The organism is Martinezella sp. CNPSo 3732, assembly GCF_057784515.1.
Map to the genome: position 1 here is coordinate 135,237 of NZ_JBXSOO010000011.1, position 20,263 is coordinate 155,499.

General features: G+C 60.5%; 18 protein-coding genes. 15 read left to right on the plus strand and 3 right to left on the minus strand.

Translation table 11 applies throughout. The features are described from left to right. The first annotated feature begins 13 nt into the window (after nt 1-13). From AC13RM_RS18950 to AC13RM_RS18965, 4 genes are all read left to right on the plus strand, one after another. The gene (locus AC13RM_RS18950; RefSeq protein ID WP_374822865.1) at nt 14-652 is read left to right on the plus strand and encodes a LysE family translocator; all 639 of its coding nucleotides are present in this window, start codon (nt 14-16) and stop codon (nt 650-652) included. A gap of 141 nt (nt 653-793) precedes the next feature. Then, nucleotides 794-2,200 carry a dihydrolipoyl dehydrogenase gene (gene lpdA / locus AC13RM_RS18955; protein WP_374822862.1) on the plus strand — a complete coding sequence of 469 codons (1,407 nt, stop codon included), beginning with the start codon at nt 794-796 and terminating at the stop codon, nt 2,198-2,200. A gap of 112 nt (nt 2,201-2,312) precedes the next feature. Continuing rightward, nucleotides 2,313-5,174 carry a M16 family metallopeptidase gene (locus tag AC13RM_RS18960; protein WP_374822859.1) on the plus strand — a complete coding sequence of 954 codons (2,862 nt, stop codon included), beginning with the start codon at nt 2,313-2,315 and terminating at the stop codon, nt 5,172-5,174. Between the two features lie 101 nt (nt 5,175-5,275). Then, the gene (locus tag AC13RM_RS18965) at nt 5,276-5,782 is read left to right on the plus strand and encodes a DUF2867 domain-containing protein (protein WP_374822856.1); all 507 of its coding nucleotides are present in this window, start codon (nt 5,276-5,278) and stop codon (nt 5,780-5,782) included. Here AC13RM_RS18965 and AC13RM_RS18970 read toward each other — a convergent pair. After that, nucleotides 5,766-6,857, minus strand: coding sequence for a TraB/GumN family protein (locus tag AC13RM_RS18970; protein WP_374822853.1), 1,092 nt, complete (start codon nt 6,855-6,857; stop codon nt 5,766-5,768). The two genes, AC13RM_RS18965 and AC13RM_RS18970, sit on opposite strands and share 17 nt — an antisense overlap. Nucleotides 6,858-6,987: 130 nt before the next feature. Beyond that, complete coding sequence (locus tag AC13RM_RS18975; protein WP_374822928.1) at nt 6,988-7,923, minus strand: tyrosine recombinase XerC; 936 nt, start codon at nt 7,921-7,923, stop codon at nt 6,988-6,990. A 247-nt stretch (nt 7,924-8,170) separates the two neighbouring features. Here AC13RM_RS18975 and AC13RM_RS18980 point away from each other — a divergent pair, with 247 nt between their 5' ends. From AC13RM_RS18980 to AC13RM_RS19030, 11 genes are all read left to right on the plus strand, one after another. Then, nucleotides 8,171-9,115, plus strand: coding sequence for a GNAT family N-acetyltransferase (locus AC13RM_RS18980; protein WP_113231535.1), 945 nt, complete (start codon nt 8,171-8,173; stop codon nt 9,113-9,115). 26 nt (nt 9,116-9,141) lie between these two features. Next, nucleotides 9,142-10,278: an AAA family ATPase gene (locus AC13RM_RS18985; protein WP_285176734.1), complete on the plus strand. Its 1,137-nt coding sequence runs from the start codon at nt 9,142-9,144 to the stop codon at nt 10,276-10,278. Between the two features lie 26 nt (nt 10,279-10,304). Then, nucleotides 10,305-10,739, plus strand: a complete 435-nt coding sequence (locus AC13RM_RS18990) for a hypothetical protein (RefSeq protein WP_285176735.1) — start codon at nt 10,305-10,307, stop codon at nt 10,737-10,739. Between the two features lie 64 nt (nt 10,740-10,803). Then, nucleotides 10,804-11,364, plus strand: coding sequence for a hypothetical protein (locus tag AC13RM_RS18995; protein ID WP_285176736.1), 561 nt, complete (start codon nt 10,804-10,806; stop codon nt 11,362-11,364). 150 nt (nt 11,365-11,514) lie between these two features. After that, on the plus strand, nt 11,515-13,746 hold the full coding sequence (locus tag AC13RM_RS19000) for a primosomal protein N' (RefSeq protein WP_488555417.1): 2,232 nt from the start codon (nt 11,515-11,517) through the stop codon (nt 13,744-13,746). A 109-nt stretch (nt 13,747-13,855) separates the two neighbouring features. Continuing rightward, entirely contained in the window at nt 13,856-14,239 is a 384-nt protein-coding gene (locus AC13RM_RS19005) for an AGROH133_08824 family phage infection protein (RefSeq protein WP_488555418.1), read from the plus strand. Between the two features lie 261 nt (nt 14,240-14,500). Continuing rightward, nucleotides 14,501-15,067, plus strand: coding sequence for a F0F1 ATP synthase subunit delta (locus tag AC13RM_RS19010; protein ID WP_285176739.1), 567 nt, complete (start codon nt 14,501-14,503; stop codon nt 15,065-15,067). Next, on the plus strand, nt 15,067-16,596 hold the full coding sequence (gene atpA / locus AC13RM_RS19015; protein WP_069613405.1) for a F0F1 ATP synthase subunit alpha: 1,530 nt from the start codon (nt 15,067-15,069) through the stop codon (nt 16,594-16,596). The genes AC13RM_RS19010 and atpA overlap by 1 nt, the downstream gene beginning before the upstream one ends. 29 nt (nt 16,597-16,625) lie before the next feature. Then, entirely contained in the window at nt 16,626-17,510 is an 885-nt protein-coding gene (locus tag AC13RM_RS19020; protein WP_015341388.1) for a F0F1 ATP synthase subunit gamma, read from the plus strand. 24 nt (nt 17,511-17,534) lie between these two features. Further along, a complete protein-coding gene (gene atpD, locus AC13RM_RS19025; RefSeq protein ID WP_285176742.1) occupies nt 17,535-18,965 on the plus strand; it encodes a F0F1 ATP synthase subunit beta in 1,431 nt (476 codons plus the stop codon). A gap of 77 nt (nt 18,966-19,042) precedes the next feature. Beyond that, nucleotides 19,043-19,450, plus strand: coding sequence for a F0F1 ATP synthase subunit epsilon (locus tag AC13RM_RS19030; RefSeq protein WP_015341386.1), 408 nt, complete (start codon nt 19,043-19,045; stop codon nt 19,448-19,450). Nucleotides 19,451-19,546: 96 nt separating this feature from the next. On the opposite strand, the gene AC13RM_RS19035 is transcribed toward AC13RM_RS19030, so the two are convergent. Next, the gene (locus AC13RM_RS19035) at nt 19,547-20,107 is read right to left on the minus strand and encodes a type II secretion system protein GspG (RefSeq protein ID WP_374822829.1); all 561 of its coding nucleotides are present in this window, start codon (nt 20,105-20,107) and stop codon (nt 19,547-19,549) included. Nucleotides 20,108-20,263: the final 156 nt, after the last annotated feature.

The window sequence follows — 20,263 nt, forward strand, 5'->3', positions numbered from 1 at the left end:
AAAGGGTCGATAGATGCAATATATTCTCGAATTCCTCGGCCTGATGGCGGTGTTCTCGATCTTTATCGTCGTTCCCGGCGCCGATTTTGCCGTGATCCTGCGTCAGAGCATCGTGCATGGCCGCCGCGCCGCCATAATGACGGGCCTCGGCATGGGCTTCTCGCTGCTCTTCCACATCAGCTACACCATTCTCGGCCTTGGCCTGATCGTCTCGCAATCGCTTGTCCTGTTCAGCATGATCAAATGGGCCGGCGTTCTCTATCTCGTCTATCTCGGCATCAAATCCTTCCGCCAGGCGGGCTTCCAGGTGAAGGATGTCGAGATCACCGAGGAAGACCGCAAGCCAGTTTCCGTCTGGCGCTGCCTGGCGACGGGCTTCGTCACCAACGCATTGAACCCGAAGCCGGTGCTGTTCTTCCTGTCGCTGTTTTCGACGCTCGTTCATCACGATACGCCGGGGCTCATCCAGTTCAGCTATGGCATCGGCATGGCGGCGGCGCTTGTCGCCTGGTTTGCCGGCGTCTCCACCTTCTTCACCGTCAAGCCGGTGCGCGATCGTTTCATCGCATCGGGCAAATGGTTCAACCGCATCACCGGAGCGGCGCTCGTCGGCTTCGGCATCCGCCTCGCCTTGGCACGGGCGACCGATTAGAACCGGATGATTTTAGGTCTGTTCGACCTAAAATCTGAATCCGCTCTAGAATCAAAGAAGTAGAGCATGATGTCGTCCGAAAACCGCTCACACTTTTCGGCATCATGCTCTAACAAAGATACAAAACAAGGAAATTAAAACATGTCCTACGATGTGATCATTATCGGAACCGGCCCCGGCGGCTATGTCTGCGCAGTCAAGGCCGCGCAGCTCGGCCTGAAGGTCGCGGTCGTCGAAAAGCGCGCGACCTATGGCGGCACCTGCCTCAATGTCGGCTGCATACCGTCCAAGGCGCTGCTGCACGCTTCCGAAGTGTTCCATCATGCCGGCCATGGCATGGATGCGCTTGGCGTCGAAGTTGCCGCACCGAAGCTCAATCTTGAAAAGATGCTGGCGCACAAGGACGCGACGGTTAAGTCGAACGTCGACGGCGTCGCCTTCCTTTTCAAGAAGAACAAGATCGATGCCTTCCAGGGCACCGGCAAGATCGTTTCGGCCGGCAAGGTTTCGGTTACGGCTGACGACGGCAAGGTGACCGAGATCGAAGGCAAGAACATCGTTATCGCCACCGGCTCCGATGTTGCCGGCATTCCGGGCGTTCCGCTCGAGATCGATGAAAAGGTCATCATCTCTTCGACCGGCGGCATCGCACTCGACAAGGTTCCGGGCAAGATGATCGTGGTCGGCGGCGGCGTCATCGGCCTCGAGCTCGGCTCGGTCTGGTCGCGCCTCGGCGCCAAGGTTACCGTCGTCGAATATCTCGATACCATCCTCGGCGGCATGGACGGCGAAGTCTCCAAGCAGTTCCAGCGCATGCTGGCCAAGCAGGGCATCGAGTTCCATCTCGGCGCCAAGGTTGTCGGCGTCGAAAAAACCGGCAATGGCGCGAAGGTTACCTTCGAGCCGGTCAAGGGCGGCGACAAGGTCGTGCTCGATGCCGATGTCGTTCTCGTTGCCACCGGCCGCAAGCCCTACACGGCAGGCCTGGGCCTCGAAGAAGCCGGCGTCGTGCTCGACAATCGCGGCCGCGTCGAGATCGACGGTCACTTCAAGACCAATGTCGCCGGCATCTATGCCATCGGCGACGTCGTAAAGGGTCCGATGCTCGCGCATAAGGCGGAAGACGAGGGAGTGGCGCTTGCCGAAATCCTCGCCGGTCAGGCCGGCCATGTGAACTACGATGTCATCCCGAGCGTGGTCTACACGCAGCCGGAAGTAGCCTCCGTCGGCAAGACCGAGGAAGAGCTGAAGGCCGCAGGCATCGCCTACAAGGTTGGCAAGTTCCCGTTCTCCGCCAACGGCCGCGCCCGCGCCATGCTAGCAACGGACGGCTTCGTCAAGATTCTCGCCGACAAGGAAACGGATCGCGTTCTCGGCGGTCATATCGTCGGCTTCGGTGCCGGCGAGATGATCCACGAGATTGCCGTGCTGATGGAATTCGGCGGTTCTTCGGAAGATCTCGGCCGCACCTGCCATGCGCATCCCACAATGTCGGAAGCCGTCAAGGAAGCCGCGCTAGCGACCTTCTTCAAGCCGATCCATATGTAAGATCGGGCCATCCCGGCGAGACAAGCGCCGGGATTGCAATGCTTGCCTGATGATGCGATGTACGGGCTCCCGTGCATCGCATCGTCCAATCGTTTTCACCAACAAAGCAAGCATGTCGCGTCAAAACCCACCCGGTCGTCTATCCCTAAAACTCTTCGTTGCGACAACGCTCGCGCTCCTCGTTACCGTTGCGGCTCCTGCCCATGCGGAAACGCCCGTCGCCAGCTGGCCTCAGGCGGCAAGCGACCTGCCTGTGGAGCAAGGGATACGCTTCGGGACCTTGCCGAACGGCATGCGCTATGCCGTCATGCATAATGTGACCCCGGCCGGTCAGGTGGCGATCCGCTTCCGCATCGGCGCCGGCTCGTTGCAGGAGCGCGACGACCAGCAGGGCTTAGCGCATTTCCTCGAGCATATGGCCTTCAAGGGCTCGGCCCATGTGCCGGAAGGCGAGATGGTGCGCACCCTCCAGCGCCTGGGTCTCGCTTTCGGCGCGGACACCAATGCGTCCACGAGCTATGGCGAAACGGTTTATGCGCTGGATCTGCCGGAAGCCAATCCGGAGACGGTTTCGACCGGATTAATGCTGATGCGCGAGACGGCAAGCGAGCTGACGCTCGATGCCGGCGCCTTCGATCGCGAGCGCGGTGTCATTCTTTCGGAAGAGAAGCTGCGCGACACGCCGCAATATCGCGGCGGGACCGGTTTCCTCGCTCAACTGCTGCCGGGGCAGCGGGTGCCGGAGCGCCCGCCGATCGGGAAGACCGATATTATCAGCAACGCGCCGGTCGACCTGTTGCGGGACTTCTATCGCACCTATTATCGCCCCGATCGCACTACCCTGATCGTGGTGGGGGATATCGATGCGGCCGCCATCGAAGCCGATATCCGCAACCGCTTCGGCAATTGGGCCGCCGCCGCACCTGCACCCGCAGACCCTGATCTCGGCACTCTCCAAAACCATGGAGAGCGCGTCGGCACGGTCATCGTGCCGGGTGGTGCGACCCGCGTGCAGCTTGCCTGGACGCGCCCCTACGATGCTTCGCCGGATAGGACTGCCAAGCGCCGGGCGCAATTGGTCGAGGATATCGGCCTGGCAGTCCTGAACCGGCGCTTGTCGGTTCTGGCACAGCAGCCCAATCCACCCTTCGTCAGCGCGCAGGCCGGCGCCCAGGATCTGCTGAAATCGGCGCATGTCGCGATGGTTGCCGCCGATAGCGATCCTGCGAAGTGGCAGGGGGCCCTGGCAGCCATCGATCAGGAACAGCGCCGCATAGCGCAGTTTGGTGCCGACCAAAGCGAGATCGACCGCGAAATTGCCGAATATCGTTCGACCCTGCAGGCGGCCGCGAGCGGGACTGCGACGCGCGCCAGCCCGGATATTGCCAGTTCCCTGAACTGGAGCGTCGGCGAAAACATGGTCTTCACCTCGCCTGCGGACGATCTGGCACTGTTTGATGCCGCGATGAAGGACCTGCATGCGGAAGAGGTCAACAAGGCTCTTCAGCGCGTCTTTGCCGGCAATGGACCGCAGCTGGTGCTGCAGATCCCGCAAATGCCCGAGGGCGGCGATGCCGTTGTCGAGAAGGCTTATTCCGACTCGCGTGCCGTGGCGGTGACGGCGCCGGAACAGACGGCTTCGGTCGCATGGCCCTACACCGATTTCGGCAAGCCCGGCGATATCGTCGAACGCCGGACGGTCGATGATCTCGGCGTGACCATGGTGCGTTTCGCCAATGGCGTTCGCCTGACCGTCAAGCCGACGAAGTATCGCGCCGACGAGGTTTTGGTGCGCGCCGAGGTCGGCCATGGCCGGCTGGCGCTCCCGAACGACCGTCCACTGCCGATCTGGGCGGCGCCCGCGCTGCCGCTATCCGGCCTGAAGGCCATCAGCTATGACGATATTCAGAAGGCCTTTGCCGCGAAGGTCGTGAGCATCGATTTTGCCATTCAGGATGCCGCCTTCAAATTCGAGGGCGCGACGCGGCCGCGCGATCTACAGACGCAATTGCAGCTGCTGACCGCCTATGTCTCCGATCCGGCCTATCGTCCGGATGTCTTCAAGCGGGTCCAGCAAGCCTATCTGAACATGCTTCCCCAGCTTCAGGCGACGCCGGGCAGCGTGGTCGGGCGCGATCTTTCCGGTCTCCTGCACGCCGGCGATCCGCGCTGGGCATTCCCGGACCGGACGCAGTTGATCGATGCGAAGCCGGAAGATTTCGAGGGCCTCCTGCAGCCCGCTCTTTCGAAGGGGCCGGTTGAGGTCATCATCGCCGGCGACGTCGGGGTCGATGACGCCATTCGTTTGACGGCGCAAACTTTCGGCGCCTTGCCGGTTCGCGGCGACGGAGAGAAACAGGGCGACGGTTCCGGCGTGCATTTTCCCGCGCCGACGACCGATCCCGTCGTGCGGCTTCATGACGGGCGCAGCGACAGCGCCGGTGCCGCCGTCGCCATGCCGATCGGCGATTTCCTTTCCGATCTGCCGAGGGCGGCGGCCGCCAATGTCGCCGGGGCGATCCTTCAGAACCGCCTGGTCGACCAGTTCCGCATCGCCGAGGGCGCTACCTACAGCCCTCAGGGCGAGGTCGATCTGTCGAGATCGATCCCTGGCTATGGCTTCGCCTATCTCTATGTCGAAACCACGCCCGCCAAGGTAAATCACTTCTTCGAACTGGTGGACAAGATCGCCGCCGATCTCGGTCATGGAGACGTTTCGCCCGATGAGCTGACGCGGGCCAAGGTTCCGATCATCGAATCGGTGAAGCGTTCGCAGCAGACCAACGGCTATTGGGTCCAGAATCTTCGCGATGCTCAGGCCGATCCGCGACGCCTCGATCGCATCCGCAGGAGCATCAGCGGCTACGAGGCCGTGACCGCCGAGGATGTTCGTGCCATTGCAACGACCTATCTGAAGCCAAACACATCCTGGCGGCTGAAGATATTGCCGGCGGATGGATCGGCCGTGCGTTAGGCCATTATCTGCCGGCCAAATTGCCGCAGCCGGCTTTTGTTGGTCGGGTAGCATTGCAATGTGTGGTAGTCTGCAGCCGTCGAATAAAGGCGGATGAAACCATGTCTGCAAGGCCTTTGATGGTGAAGCCCCTTATGCCGCATCCGGCGTTGCCGGATGCCGATTGGGCTGACTGCTATGAACTGAATATCCCGAACTCGGATCTGACGGCCATTGCCGCCGCGCAAACGATGCTCAGCCGCTTTCCGTTTTGGGTGCGGCTGTTGCTACGAGTGCGCGATGCGGTAATTGGCCTTTTCGGCTTGAGATCCAGCAGCGATCTTCGGGCGGAGGAGTGGGAGAAGATCGGCTTCTTTCCCGTCGTCAGCAAGTCCGACAATCAGGTCGTGCTCGGGTTCGACGATCGGCATCTCGATTTTCGGGTCGTCATCGACGTGCGTGATGACGATCAGGGGCGTCGGCTGGTCGACGCCACGACGCTCGTCCGGCGGAACATATTGCTTGGCCGGATCTATCTCGCAATCATCACGCCATTCCACCGGCTGATCGTTGCGTCGATGCTTTCCGATTTGGGAAAGCGGATGCGAGCAGTCAGTTCACCGCCGTGACGGTAAAACCCTGCTTGCGCAGCAGCGCCACGAGGCCTTGATCGCCGACGAGGTGAAGCGCGCCGACGGCGATGAAGGCATTGCCCTTGTCGAGAACGGGCGCGGCACGCTCGGCCATGACCTTGTTGCGGTCGAGGATGATGCGCTGCTCGAAAGCGGCGGTATCGGCATCCGTGATCTTCTGGTCCGGCTCGATCACCTTCAGCATCGGGATCATCGCGCCAATATTGCCGTCGATATAGAGCTCCGTCATCGTTTCGTTGACGTCGTTGATCTTGTCGCCCAGCTCGAGCGTCTGCATCAGCGACTTCAGATGCAGCGCCACCGGCAGATCGCTCATGGCCTTGGCCTGCTCGGCCAGCGTTTCGAGACCGACGACTTTCTTGCCCTCGGCCGCGGCGTCGGTTGCGAGTTTCTGATCGAGGAATTTCGCGCCGGCCGTCTTGCGGCGAACCTCGCAACCCGTCATCTCGAAGGAGCTCGAGATCAGCCAGGGCTGCATGCGGGAGACGGCGGCGAGCGCGATGCCGCGCTCCTTCAGCCCTGCTTCCAGCCGCGCATTTTCTTCGGGTGTGAGATGCTGGCTGATGGTCGAGCCGTCGGTAAGCATGGTAAGTGAGGGATTGGCGAAAAGGGTAGCCGCAGCCTTCTTGTCGTCGAGAATCTCATCCGATTCGACGACGATCGTATCGGCTGATGCAACGGCATCTGCAGCGCCCTTCGGCAAGGTGAGCACGCGTGTATCCGAGACATGCATAGTGCCGAGCAGCCATGACGGCTTCAGGCCGGGCTTCTCGATCTTCCAGAAGATCCCCTTGCCGTTCTCCACCTTGTCGCCGGCGGCGATGATGGAGGCGTATTTTGCCGGATCGTTCTTTTGAAGTTCGGCCATCAGATCCTTGCCGCCGCAGCTATCGGACACAGCACCTTCGGCATGGGCCGGCTGCAGCGTCAGCATAGTCGCAATCAACAGCACAGCAAGCATCAGCGGAAAGGCGGTTGCAAGCCAGAGCAGCATATCGTCCAGCGTCGGCTTCATCGACCGCATCGTCCTGGATCCGAGGGCAGAAATCATCAGAATCTTCCGTTCGCAGAGAGCATGACCGCCAACGCCGGAAAGCGGCTTTCGGGAGGCATGCCGAGACAAGGTTCTGCTTTACGCGAACGAGACGGAAATTCCCTTAACGCGCGAGGTTAATCTTTTCTTATGCGCGGGGATGGGCGCGGTCGTAGACCTCGAGCAGGCGCGAGGAGTCGACGCCGGTATAGACCTGCGTCGTCGAAAGGCTGGCGTGGCCGAGCAGTTCCTGAATGGTGCGCAGATCGCCGCCACCGGCCAGGAGGTGAGTGGCAAAGGAATGACGCAGCGCGTGCGGCGTTGCCGTATCCGGCAGCCCGAAGGCACCGCGCAGCTTCTGCATGCCGTGCTGGATGATGCCCGGCTGCAGCTTGCCGCCGCGCGCGCCGCGAAAGAGGGCGTCATCGACTTCGAGATGATAAGGGCAGAGCTTGCGGTATTGATCGACCGCTTGCGTGACGATCGGCAGCAGCGGCACCAGCCGTGTCTTGTTGCCTTTACCGGTAATGCGCAGTGAGGTTGCGCCCGGTGGAAAATCCTGCGGCTTCAGATCCAGCGCTTCGGAGATGCGCAGGCCACAGCCATAGAGCAGGGTCAGCACCGCCGCATCTCGCGCGGCTATCCATGGTTCTTCGTGCAGCTGCGCCTCGTCACTGACGACGGTAATCGCCTGCTTGTCGGAAAGAGGCTTCGGCAGCGATTTCGGCTGCTTCGGTGAACGCACCGCGGCTGCACCCGCAGCATTCACCAGGCCCTTCTTTTCGAGATAGCGCAGCAGCGAGCGAAGGCCGGCTAGATTGCGTCCGAGCGAACGCGCACCGGCGCCGTCTTTTCGGCGTGCGGCCAGAAAGGCGCGAAAATCGGCAGGGCGCAGCGCATGAATATCCTCGATCGTCGCCGGACCGCCGAGATGCCCGGTGAGGAAGGTCAGAAACTGCCGCGTATCGCGTTCATAGGCATTCAGCGTATGGGCGGCAAGCCGCCGCTCCTGGCCAAGCGCTAGGAGCCAGCGGTTGCGTTCCGCCATCAACCTGGAGTCGGCGATAACAAGCAATTCGTTCAGTGGAAAACCCCTTGAAATTCGGATTCCTTCTGCCACTTTGAAGGAAGGAAGGTTATGGAATCGCTAATTTTCCCGCTGCTTCCGGTGCGTTTTCCCTTCGTGCTGCGGGGCGCATCTGGATTTCAATGAAACTGCATATGGATCGATTCCGGATCTCGGATGGTTCGCCTTCCATATGCGAGGCGCTTGTCATGCTTCGATCATATTCGATTGCGATAGAATATATCCCAACCATTCAGGACACTTCATGGCGCGCCGCGGCTCGATAACTGCATTGGGACAACTTGCAGAAGCGATCGCTTTGGTGTCTCAGGGTCAGCCCGGACATATTGTCGATACTCTGATCGCCGAGCGCGGGCAGAAGATTGTCCGAAATCCGCTCTGGCCGCTCATGCGCCCCTTTCTCTACACGCTGCTGCGCTACAACAAGGCGATCGAGTTCGCCGATGATGTCGCCAAACTTTCGGGCTTCCAGTGCTTCGAATATATGAGCGATCTGCTGAGGCTCGATATCGGCGTCACTCATGCCGATCGTATTCCGGCTAAGGGCGGCTTCATTCTCGTCAGCAATCATCCCACAGGCATCGCCGATGGCGTCGCCGTCTTCGACCTCCTGAAGTCGCGCCGGCCCGACATGATGATCTTTGCCAATCGCGATGCGGTGCGCGTCAACCCGCGCTTTGCCGAGATGATCATTCCAGTCGAATGGCGCGAGGAATATAAGAGCAAGCCGAAGACGCGCGAGACGTTGCAACTGACCAATCGCGCCGTGGCGGAAGGCAAGGTCACCGTGCTCTTCCCGTCCGGCCGCATCGCCTATTGGGCGAACGGCAAGCTGAACGAGCGGCCGTGGAAGACCTCTGCCGTGGGCCTAGCGCGCAAATACAATCTGCCGATCCTGCCGGTGCACCTGACGGCGCGCAATTCCGGCCTGTTCTATTGGTTCGCCAAATGGTCGACCGAGCTGCGTGACATGACCGTCTTCCACGAGCTGCTCAACAAGCGCGGCGACCGGTTCGATTTCCTCGTCGGCAATCTCATTCCCGTCGAACATCTGGATGGCGACGTCAACGAGGTGACGAAGGCGCTGGAAAAGCACACGGTCGTCGACCTTGCGGCCGACGGCAATGCGTCGTTCTCGCCGCTTGTTTCGCCCGAGCGGGACGAGCCCCTGGTTTCGCATTCTCTTTGATAGGGGAATCGGCTAAACCGCGTGGCATGCAGCTACGCTCCATGTTTGCCCGGAATTATCGCTCCCTGCGCTCGATCCGCATGGATCTTGCCGACGTCAATCTGTTCATCGGCGAAAATGGGGTGGGCAAATCCAACCTCTATCGTTCGCTGCAGCTCGTGCAGGCGGCGGTTCGCGGCCGGCTGGCGCATGAGATTTCCGGTGAGGGTGGCATGTTCTCGGCCATGTGGTCGGGCAAGCGGCGTTCGCATGAGTCTGCCCGCATCCGCTTCGATGTCGAGTTGCTCGACATCGAGCGGGCGGCGACCTTCCGCTACTGGATCGAGGCGGGCATGCGGCCGCCTTGTGCTTCCGCCGGCTTTCCACTGGAGCCGCAGGTCAAGGCCGAGGAGCTTTCGGTCGAAACCGGGCGCAGGCCGGTGACGATGATGAAGCGCGATGGCCCCGGCATTTCCGTACGCGGCGAGAGCGGCCGCATGCAGGCCCATCCCGAGAACGCTCTGACATCCGAAACTGCGATCGCATTGCTGGGCGATGCCGGCTATTTTCCGGAGGTCGGCACCTTCCGCCGAGCCGTCGATGCCTGGCGATTCTACCACGGCTTCCGCACCGATCGCGGCTCGCCGCTGCGTGCGCCTTGCCTTGCCGTGACGTCGCCCATGCTGGACGAGGACGGCGCCAATATCGCCGCCGTTTTCGCAACCCTTGTCCATACGCGTGAAGATACCGTCGAGCTGGACCGGGTTCTTGCCGCAGCGCTCGGCGGTGCCCGGCTTGTTGTGCCTGAACCGCAGGAAACTGCGGATTTCGGGCTGATGCTGCCCGAATTTCCCAACCGCGTCTTCCAGCCCCGCGAATTGTCGGACGGCCAAATCCGGTTTCTCGGTCTCGCCGCCGCCTTGATGTCCTACCGCCTACCGCCGCTGATCGCGCTCAACGAGCCGGAGGCTAGCCTGCATCCGGATATGCTGCCGCCGCTTGCCGACATGATCGCTGAGGCCGCAAAGACCAGCCAAATCTGGATCGTGACCCACTCGGAACGTCTGGCCGAGGCCGTGCGCGAGCGCTGCGGCGCGAAGCCGCGCCGGGTGATCCGCGAAGACGGCTCCACCTGGATCGACGGTATGCGGCTGACCGGCGAGATTGATGACGAGGATGAATAGCGATCTGACAAAACGGGATTGGCAATATGACGTCTTCGCGTAAAGCCGATGGTGCGGTCTTCGTTGAGACCCCCGAGTATGTCTCCGAACAATGCGGCATAGATCGCGACACCACACTGCTGAAAGGAGCAGAGGGTACCCGCCACCTCTATGCCGATCGATATCGGCCCGCCTTTGCTCGTGAAAGCCTGACCGCGCCGCTCTTTCCGCCGCTCCGATTATCAACAACGACGATCTCGATCGGCGGGCGATTCGGCTGCGTGAGACTGGTAGGCTGGCTGCTGTGTCGGGAAGGTTTTGATGCTTACAGGATGCGTTGTAGGTGCGATCAGCTTGCGGAGCCGTTCGCGGAAGCTTGCGCTAAAGGCAGTATTTATAGTCATCCGGGCAATGGTTGCTATCAATTGAGCTTAGTAAAATTGAATCGGATTCATTGTGGACACCCGCTTTCCATTCACTAACCGTAGTTTCCTTGGGTGCTAGAGATGCTACCAAGATCTATGGTAAAGTCGGAGGAAAATCTAGGTGAGCGCCACAAGCGATCAGAAAGTAATTCTCGAGTACCTGTATCGCCGTTTGGCTAGTGGAGACACCCGGTACTGCACTATTCCCACAATCAGAAAGAACACAGGGCTCGAGAGCTCCAACCAATATTTATTAGCTCTGACTGATGACTTAGAGACTGCGGGATTTGTAATAACCCGCCAAGCATACCAAATGTCCGGTGGCCGGCTATTCCAAATTACTGCCGCAGGTTTTGATGCCGTGGAAAAGGGAGATATCCCCGTCAGGGTGGATAGCGCAGCTTGGACCGGGCGCTTCGATCTATCCGAGCATCAGAAGTCCGAGCTTCGGAGAATTCTCAATGAGATGCGAGCGATTATTGAAACGGCTAAGTTGTCAAACGCTCGTAAAGTCAATGCTATGGCTCTAATAGAATCTGCCGAGAAGCTGGTCGAAACGCCAGATCCGCTCTGGCCGGAGATCATGCGTCTTTTACGTTCTCCCACACTCGCCGGTGTGACAGGAATCGCGAGCCTATTGATAACCTTCGTGCAGATTGTCATCGCTGCCGCGAGTTCATAGCCGCGCTTTTCCGCAGTGGAGTCGACGTCCATTTCGAGGTGATCGTGGTCGTTAATGATATCGGCGCCTCTGTAATCGTCCCCATTTTGCAGCTGCCGCACACTCCTCCCGGGTTTCTTTTTCTGTCCGTCCGGGGCATGGTCTGGCGCAATGAGCAAAGATTCTTCCGATCTGTTCGGTGCGCTTTTCGAGGCGGCGCCCGCAAAGCCTGTGATGAGCCGTACGGTTCCCGTTCTCGTGCCGATGCCGGCGCCGCGGGCCTATTCCTATGCCGTGCCTGAGAGCATGGCGGTGGAGCCCGGTTCGGTCGTGCAGGTGCCGCTCGGGCCGCGGCAGGTCATCGGTGTTGTCTGGGATGGCGAGGACGACGGCGGTGTCGATCCGAAGAAGCTTCGGCCGATCAGCCATGTGTTCGACTGCCCGCCGCTCGGCAAGCATATGCGCGATTTCATCGATTGGGTTGCCGCCTATACGCTGTCGCCGCCGGGGCTGGTGGCGCGCATGGCGCTTCGAGCGCCGGCCGCCTTCGATCCCGAACCGATGGTCGAGGGACTGCGATTCATCGGCGGCCAGCCGGAACGGATGACGCCGGCCCGCGCCAAAGTGATGGAGATCGCTGCCGATGGGCTTTCGTGGACACGGCTTGGTCTGGCGCATGCGGCCGGCGTTTCGACCAGCGTCGTCGACGGGTTGATCTCGCAGGGCATTTTCGAAACCATCTTCCTGCCGCCGCCGCCTGTCGTCGCCAAGCCTGATCCGGAATTCGCCGCGTCGCGGCTGCAAGGGCCGCAGAGGCAAGCGGCCGACGAAATCCTGGCCGACGTGCGCAAGGGCGAGTTCGCGGTTTCCCTGATCGACGGCGTCACCGGCTCCGGCAAGACGGAGGTCTATTTCGAGGCCATTGCCGAAACGCTGAGGCGTGGCAAACAAGTGTTGATCCTGCTGCCGGAGATCGCACTGACGGCCAGCTTCCTGGAGCGCTTTCAGGATCGCTTCGGCGCCAAGCCGGCCGAATGGCATTCCGATCTCGCGCCGAAAATGCGGGAAAAAGTCTGGCGCCAGGCGGTCACGGGCGAAGTCAGGGTCGTGGCCGGTGCTCGCTCGGCGCTCTTCCTGCCCTTCGAGGATCTCGGGCTGATCGTTGTCGACGAAGAGCATGATCCGGCCTATAAGCAGGAGGACCGCGTCTATTATAATGCGCGCGACATGGCTGTGGTGCGCGGCCGCATCGGTGATTTTCCCGTCGTGCTGGTATCGGCGACGCCATCGGTCGAGAGCCAGGTCAACGGCCAGAGCGGGCGCTACACCAAAATCCATCTGCCGACTCGCTTCGGCGATGCGGCGCTTCCGGATTTGCATCTGATCGATATGCGCCGGCATGCGCCGGAGCGCGGCGGCTTTCTTTCGCCCGTCATGATCCGCGCGATCGGCAAGACGGTCGCCAAGGGCGAGCAGGCACTCTTGTTCCTCAACAGACGCGGCTATGCGCCGCTGACGCTTTGTCGGGTCTGCGGCCATCGGTTCCAATGCCCGCAATGTTCGAGCTGGCTGGTGGAGCACCGCTTCCGCAACCAGATTCAGTGTCATCAATGCGGCTATGCGGAGCGCACGCCGGAGGCCTGTCCCGAATGCGGCACGCTCGACCATCTCGTCGCCTGCGGGCCGGGAGTGGAACGCATCGCCGAGGAGGTGGAGCGGCATTTCCCCGAAGCGCGGACGATCGTGCTTTCCTCCGACATCATGGGCGGCGTCAAGCGGCTGAGGCTGGAGCTCGACGCCATCGCCAAGGGCGAGGCCGACATCGTCATCGGCACGCAGCTCGTCGCCAAGGGGCATAATTTCCCGCTGATGACGCTGGTCGGCATCGTCGACGCGGATCTCGGCCTGGCGAATGGCGATCCGCGCGCCGCCGAGCGGACGTTCCAGCTCCTGTCACAGGTGACGGGACGCGCCGGGCGAACGGGTCTCGAGAGCCACGGATTGCTGCAAACCTACCAGCCGCAGCATCCCGTCATGCAAGCGATCGTATCCGGCGATGCCAGCGCCTTTTACGAGCGGGAGATTTCAGAGCGGGAGAGGGCCGTCTTGCCGCCTTTCGGCCGGCTCGCGTCGATCATCGTTTCCGCCGATACAAGGCAGGATGCCGAGACCCATGCACGCGGCATGCGCAATGCCGCGCCGCAGGTTTCGGGTATTTCGGTGCTTGGTCCGGCAGAGGCGCCGATCGCGCTGGTGCGCGGCCGCCATCGCTTCCGCCTGCTCGTACATGGCCGGCGCAATTCCGACATGCAGGGCTTTCTTCGGGCCATGCTGGCGCAATCACCTAGGGAGCGCGGCTCTGTGCAGGTGCAGCTCGATATCGATCCGCAAAGCTTTCTGTGATTGGCGGGATAGATATCCAGTCTGCACCTTTCCCTTGCAATGCGGATCATGCCATAAGTCGGCCGTCTCACTTGACGTGATTTGCGCGCGGTTGATTTTGAGGGCGACGATGGAGCTTTATTTTCCGACCGAATTCGGCGAGCGGCTTGCCTACTGTTCGGCTGCCATTACGGCGCTGATCGGCCTCTTCCTGATGTTCGCGCCAGGTTACACCTATCGCTTCCTCAAGCTGCAGGTGAAGGAAGGCCGTTCGGAAGCCTATGCCGAGGCGCGCTCGGCTGGCGGCTTCATGATCGGCTTCGGGCTGATCGCGATCCTGCTGGCGCAGCCGATGATCTATCTCGCGCTCGGTGCCGCCTTCGGCGTTGCGGCGTTCGGCCGCATTCTGTCGCTCATGTCCGATCGGGGCAGCGTATTTTTGAGCCTTCTCCTTCTGGTTGTGCAGGCGATTCTTGCTGCGCTACCTTTTCTCTATGGTCTCGGCTATATTTGAGCGGAAAACGGCTCGGCGCGGCCATTTTTGCCTGCGGTATCCCCATGCTTTTCGAATTTTGCCATCATAAATTCGCCCGAATGGCGTATTCGTCGAATACGCGTGTTGCGAGTCTCAATATCCTATGTTAGACGAACCCCGAATTTCGGATGAGGCAGGAGCGCGCTCCCGCTGATTTCTGGGGGAAATCAAAACGAATTCAAGGACATATCGCTTCCGTCACCCGGAAGTTTGGTTCTTGGGTTGAAATCAGGGAATTTTGTGCCCGTGGCAGACACATCCCAGCATGTTTCTGGTGTCGCAGAACGATATGCCTCGTCGCTGTTCGAATTGGCCCTTGAAGAGGGTGTCGTACCGGCAGTGACCGCCGATCTCGATCGGTTCCAAGCCATGCTCGACGAAAGCGATGATCTGAAGCGCTTCGTCCTCAGCCCGGTCTTTTCGGCTGAAGAGCAGGTCGGCGCGATTGAAGCGCTGGCGAAAAAGGCTGGCTTCGGCGCCTATGTCACCAATTTTCTGAAGCTTGTGGCCAGCAACCGGCGCCTTTTTGCGCTGCCGGGCATGATCAAGGCTTTCCGCATCATTGCCGCCCAGCACCGCGGCGAGATTTCAGCCGAGGTCACCTCGGCCCATGCGCTGACCCTAGCGCAGGAAGATGAATTGAAGGCGGCGCTGAAGGGCGTCACCGGCAAGGACGTGGCGATTGCCGTCACCGTCGATCCGTCGATCCTTGGCGGCCTGATCGTCAAGGTCGGTTCGCGTCAGATCGATACGTCCCTTCGCACCAAACTCTCCACCCTTAAGCTTGCATTGAAAGAGGTCGGCTGATGGATATCCGCGCCGCGGAAATTTCCGCAATTCTGAAAGATCAGATCAAAAACTTCGGCAAGGAAGCTGAAGTCTCCGAAGTCGGCCAGGTTCTCTCCGTCGGTGACGGTATCGCCCGCGTCTACGGTCTGGACAATGTTCAGGCCGGCGAAATGGTCGAATTCCCCGGCGGCATCCGCGGCATGGCCCTGAACCTCGAAGCCGACAATGTCGGCGTGGTTATCTTCGGCTCCGACCGCGACATCAAGGAAGGCGACACCGTCAAGCGCACCGGCGCGATCGTTGACGTTCCGGTCGGTCCGGAACTGCTCGGCCGCGTTGTCGACGCGCTCGGCAATCCGATCGACGGCAAGGGCCCGATCAACGCAACCCGCCGTTCGCGCGTCGACGTCAAGGCTCCGGGCATCATTCCGCGCAAGTCGGTTCATGAGCCGATGTCGACCGGCCTCAAGGCCATCGACGCTCTGATCCCGGTTGGTCGCGGTCAGCGCGAGCTTGTTATCGGCGACCGCCAGACCGGCAAGACCGCCATCATCCTCGACACGATCCTGAACCAGAAGTCCATTCAGGATAACGGTCCGGACAGCGAAAAGCTCTTCTGCGTCTACGTCGCCGTCGGCCAGAAGCGCTCGACCGTCGCCCAGTTCGTCAAGGTGCTCGAAGAGCGCGGCGCTCTGAAGTATTCGATCATCGTTGCTGCGACGGCTTCCGATCCGGCTCCGATGCAGTTCCTGGCTCCGTTTGCCGGCTGCGCCATGGGCGAATATTTCCGTGACAACGCCCAGCACGCCCTGATCGGTTATGACGACCTGTCCAAGCAGGCCGTTGCCTACCGTCAGATGTCGCTGTTGCTGCGCCGCCCGCCGGGCCGCGAAGCTTATCCGGGCGACGTCTTCTATCTGCACTCGCGTCTCCTCGAGCGCGCCGCAAAGATGAACGACGAGAAGGGTGCTGGCTCGCTCACCGCTCTCCCGGTCATCGAAACGCAGGGCAACGACGTTTCGGCCTTTATTCCGACCAACGTGATCTCGATCACCGACGGCCAGATCTTCCTCGAAACCGACCTGTTCTACCAGGGCATTCGTCCGGCCGTTAACGTCGGTCTGTCGGTTTCGCGCGTCGGCTCGTCGGCTCAGATCAAGGCGATGAAGCAGGTTGCAGGCTCGATCAAGGGTGAACTCGCCCAGTATCGCGAAATGGCCGCCTTCGCCCAGTTCGGTTCCGACCTCGATGCCGCAACGCAGCGCCTGCTGAACCGCGGTGCTCGTCTGACCGAACTCCTGAAGCAGCCGCAGTTCTCGCCGCTGAAGACGGAAGAGCAGGTTGCGGTGATCTTCGCCGGCGTCAACGGCTACCTCGACAAGCTGCCTGTTGCTCAGGTCGGCAAGTTCGAGCAGGGTCTGCTGTCGTACCTCCGCTCGGAAGGTAAGGACATCCTCGACACCATCCGCACCGAAAAGGCCATCAGCGACGCGACGAAGGGCAAGCTCACCGCTGCTCTCGACAGCTTCGCCAAGTCTTTCGCGTAATCGGGCCCAAGCTCTAGGACGGACCAAGGATGCCTTCACTCAAGGATCTGAAAAACCGGATCGCCTCCGTCAAGGCGACGCAGAAGATCACCAAGGCGATGAAAATGGTCGCCGCGGCGAAGCTTCGGCGTGCGCAGGAGGCGGCCGAGGCCGCCCGGCCTTACTCGCAGCGCATGGCCGCTGTTCTGGCCAACATTTCGGCTGCCGTCAGCGATGCCGACGGCGCGCCGTTGCTGATGACCGGAACCGGCAAGAGCGATGTGCATCTGCTCGTCGTCTGCACGGCCGAACGCGGCCTTTGCGGCGGCTTCAACTCGCAGATTTCGCGCTTTGCCCGCGACCATGCCCGCAAGCTTCTGGCCGAAGGCAAGACGGTGAAGATCTTCACCGTCGGCAAGAAGGGCTACGACGTCCTTCGCCGCGAATATGCTTCGCTGATCGTCGAGCGCAAGGAACTGCGCGACGTCAAGCGCATCGGCTTCGACAATGCCGACGCCATCGGCAAGCGCATCATCGAGATGTTCGAAGCCGGCGAATTCGATGTCTGCACGCTGTTCTATTCCGAATTCAAGTCGGTGATCAGCCAGATCCCGACGGCGCAGCAGCTTATTCCGGCTTCGGCTCCCGCCGTCGTCGAAGAAGATGCGGCCCACAAGGGCGCTGTGTATGAATACGAGCCGGATGCGGCTTCGATCCTCGCGGACCTGATCCCGCGCAACATCTCTGTCCAGATCTTCCGCGCGTTGCTCGAAAACGTCGCCGGCGAGATGGGTGCCAAGATGAGCGCGATGGACAATGCGACGCGCAACGCTGGTGAGATGATCAACAAGCTGACGCTGAACTACAACCGTCAGCGCCAGGCACAGATCACCAAGGAATTGATTGAAATCATTTCGGGCGCGGAAGCGCTCTGAGGTTAGGGAAAAGAGGGTAAGAAAATGGCTGACGCAGCTACCCCCGCAGGTTCTGTCGGTAAGGTTACTCAGGTTATCGGCGCCGTTGTGGACGTTGCTTTCGACGGCGATCTCCCGGCGATCCTGAACGCGCTTGAGACCGACAATAACGGCAATCGTCTGGTTCTCGAAGTCGCACAGCACCTCGGCGAAAATTCCGTCCGCACCATCGCCATGGACTCGACCGAAGGTCTCGTTCGCGGCCAGCCGGTCAAGGACACGGGCGCGCCGATCTCGGTTCCGGTCGGACATGAGACGCTCGGCCGCATCATGAACGTCATCGGCGAGCCGGTCGACGAAGCAGGTCCGCTGAACACATCCAAGAAGCGCGCCATCCACCAGGATGCTCCGTCCTACGTCGAGCAGTCCACGGAAGCGCAGATCCTCGTCACCGGCATCAAGGTCGTCGATCTGCTCGCCCCTTACGCAAAGGGCGGCAAGATCGGCCTCTTCGGCGGTGCAGGCGTCGGCAAGACCGTTCTCATCATGGAACTGATCAACAACGTCGCCAAGGCGCACGGTGGTTACTCGGTGTTCGCAGGCGTGGGTGAACGTACCCGCGAAGGCAACGACCTTTACCACGAAATGATCGAATCGGGCGTCAACAAGCACGGCGGCGGCGAAGGTTCCAAGGCTGCGCTCGTTTACGGCCAGATGAACGAACCGCCGGGCGCCCGCGCTCGTGTCGCTCTGACCGGTCTGACTGTTGCTGAAAACTTCCGCGATGAAGGCCAGGACGTTCTGTTCTTCGTCGACAACATCTTCCGCTTCACCCAGGCAGGTTCGGAAGTGTCGGCTCTGCTCGGCCGTATTCCTTCGGCCGTGGGCTATCAGCCGACGCTCGCCACCGACATGGGCCAGATGCAGGAACGCATCACCACGACGACGACGGGCTCGATCACCTCGGTTCAGGCCATTTACGTTCCGGCCGACGACTTGACCGACCCGGCACCGGCAACCTCGTTCGCCCACCTGGACGCAACGACGGTTCTGTCGCGCTCGATCGCTGAAAAAGGCATCTACCCGGCAGTCGACCCGCTCGACTCCACCTCGCGCATGCTCGACCCGCTGGTCGTCGGCGAAGAGCACTACGAAATTGCTCGTAAGGTTCAGTCGACGCTGCAGCGCTACAAGGCCCTGCAGGACATCATCGCCATCCTGGGCATGGACGAATTGTCCGAAGACGACAAGCTGGCTGTTGCCCGCGCCCGCAAGATCGAGCGCTTCCTGTCGCAGCCGTTCTTCGTCGCCGAAGTCTTCACCGGCTCGCCGGGTAAGCTCGTCGCGCTCGAAGACACGATCAAGGGCTTCAAGGGTCTCGTCAACGGCGAATACGACCACCTGCCGGAAGCTGCCTTCTACATGGTTGGCTCGATCGAAGAAGCGATCGAAAAGGCCAAGAAGCTGGCTGCCTAATCAGGCCAATCCATTGGCGCGCGGCATTGCCCGCGCGCCCTTGCCTTGCGAATAAGACAATCGAGAAGTGACGGGTCATGGCTGACAATTTCAATTTCGAACTGGTTTCTCCGGAGCGCCTGCTGCTGTCGGAACAGGTCATCGATGTCGTCATCCCCGCCAGCGAAGGCGAGATGACCGTCATGGCGAACCATGCGCCGACCATGACCACGATCAAGCCTGGTGTCGTCAAGGTGCATTCGGCTTCGGGCAAGAAGCAGGACTACGTCGTTTTCGGCGGCTTTGCCGACATCCTGCCGACCGGCTGCACGCTGCTGGCCGAATCCGCCGTTCCGGTAGAAGACATGAGCCGCGACGAGCTGGACCGCCGCATCAATGCCGCCAAGGCCGAGCTCGAAGATGCCGAGCATCACGAGCATAAGTCGCGCCTGGAGCACTTCATCATGGAACTCTCGCATCTGCGCGGTTCGATCACGCAGGATTGATGAGATCCAAACATCGATGAGTGAGATGAAAGCGGTCCTATGGGCCGCTTTTTTGTTTCTCATTTGATTTTGTCGCGATGTCATCTGCCCATGATGTCATTGGCTTTTGTCAATCAGTAGCCCCAGCCTGCCGGATGGATTGGTAACATCTGGAACTATGTCATCGGCCGTGAATGGCATGCCGTCTGGACCGATGCTGCGCAGATAGTAGTGATCGCTCTCCACACGCTGATAATAGAAAGGCTCCTGATCTTTCGAAGCTCCGAGTTGGAATGGGTCGTTGATAAAAACTGCATTGCCTTTCGGTACGGCCTTTTGAAGTTCATCGAGCGAACTCGGATAGGATCCATGCTGCAGTCTATAGAGCTCTACCGTCGAAACCAGATTGTCGAGGGTCTGCAATGCGAGCCTCTTCTTTAGGTCGTCCGCAATCCCGCCCCGCTCGACAAACCCTTTGTAATAAAGACCACCGTACAGGCCTATGGTGACGAGTATTCCACCCGCGCCGAGAACGACCAATAGTCCTCGACCTTTCTTCTTGGTCAGCAATCCCCAGAGAATTGCCGCGATACCAAACGGAACGCCCAAGAGAGGAAAGAATGAAAATCCCGCTATGACATACGGCGCTGCGCCAAGCCGTTGTTGATTGTCCATCATCGAATCCGCCTCGCGCCAGGAAATAAGGAAAACATCCGGCACTCATTGCGAGCCGGGGGCAAGCATCTTGCACGTTGCACCGGATTAAGCCCAGTACGAACTGTATATGTATATGGCTGCGAAATAGATCGGTTGCAATAGGCCGAAAATGCACCT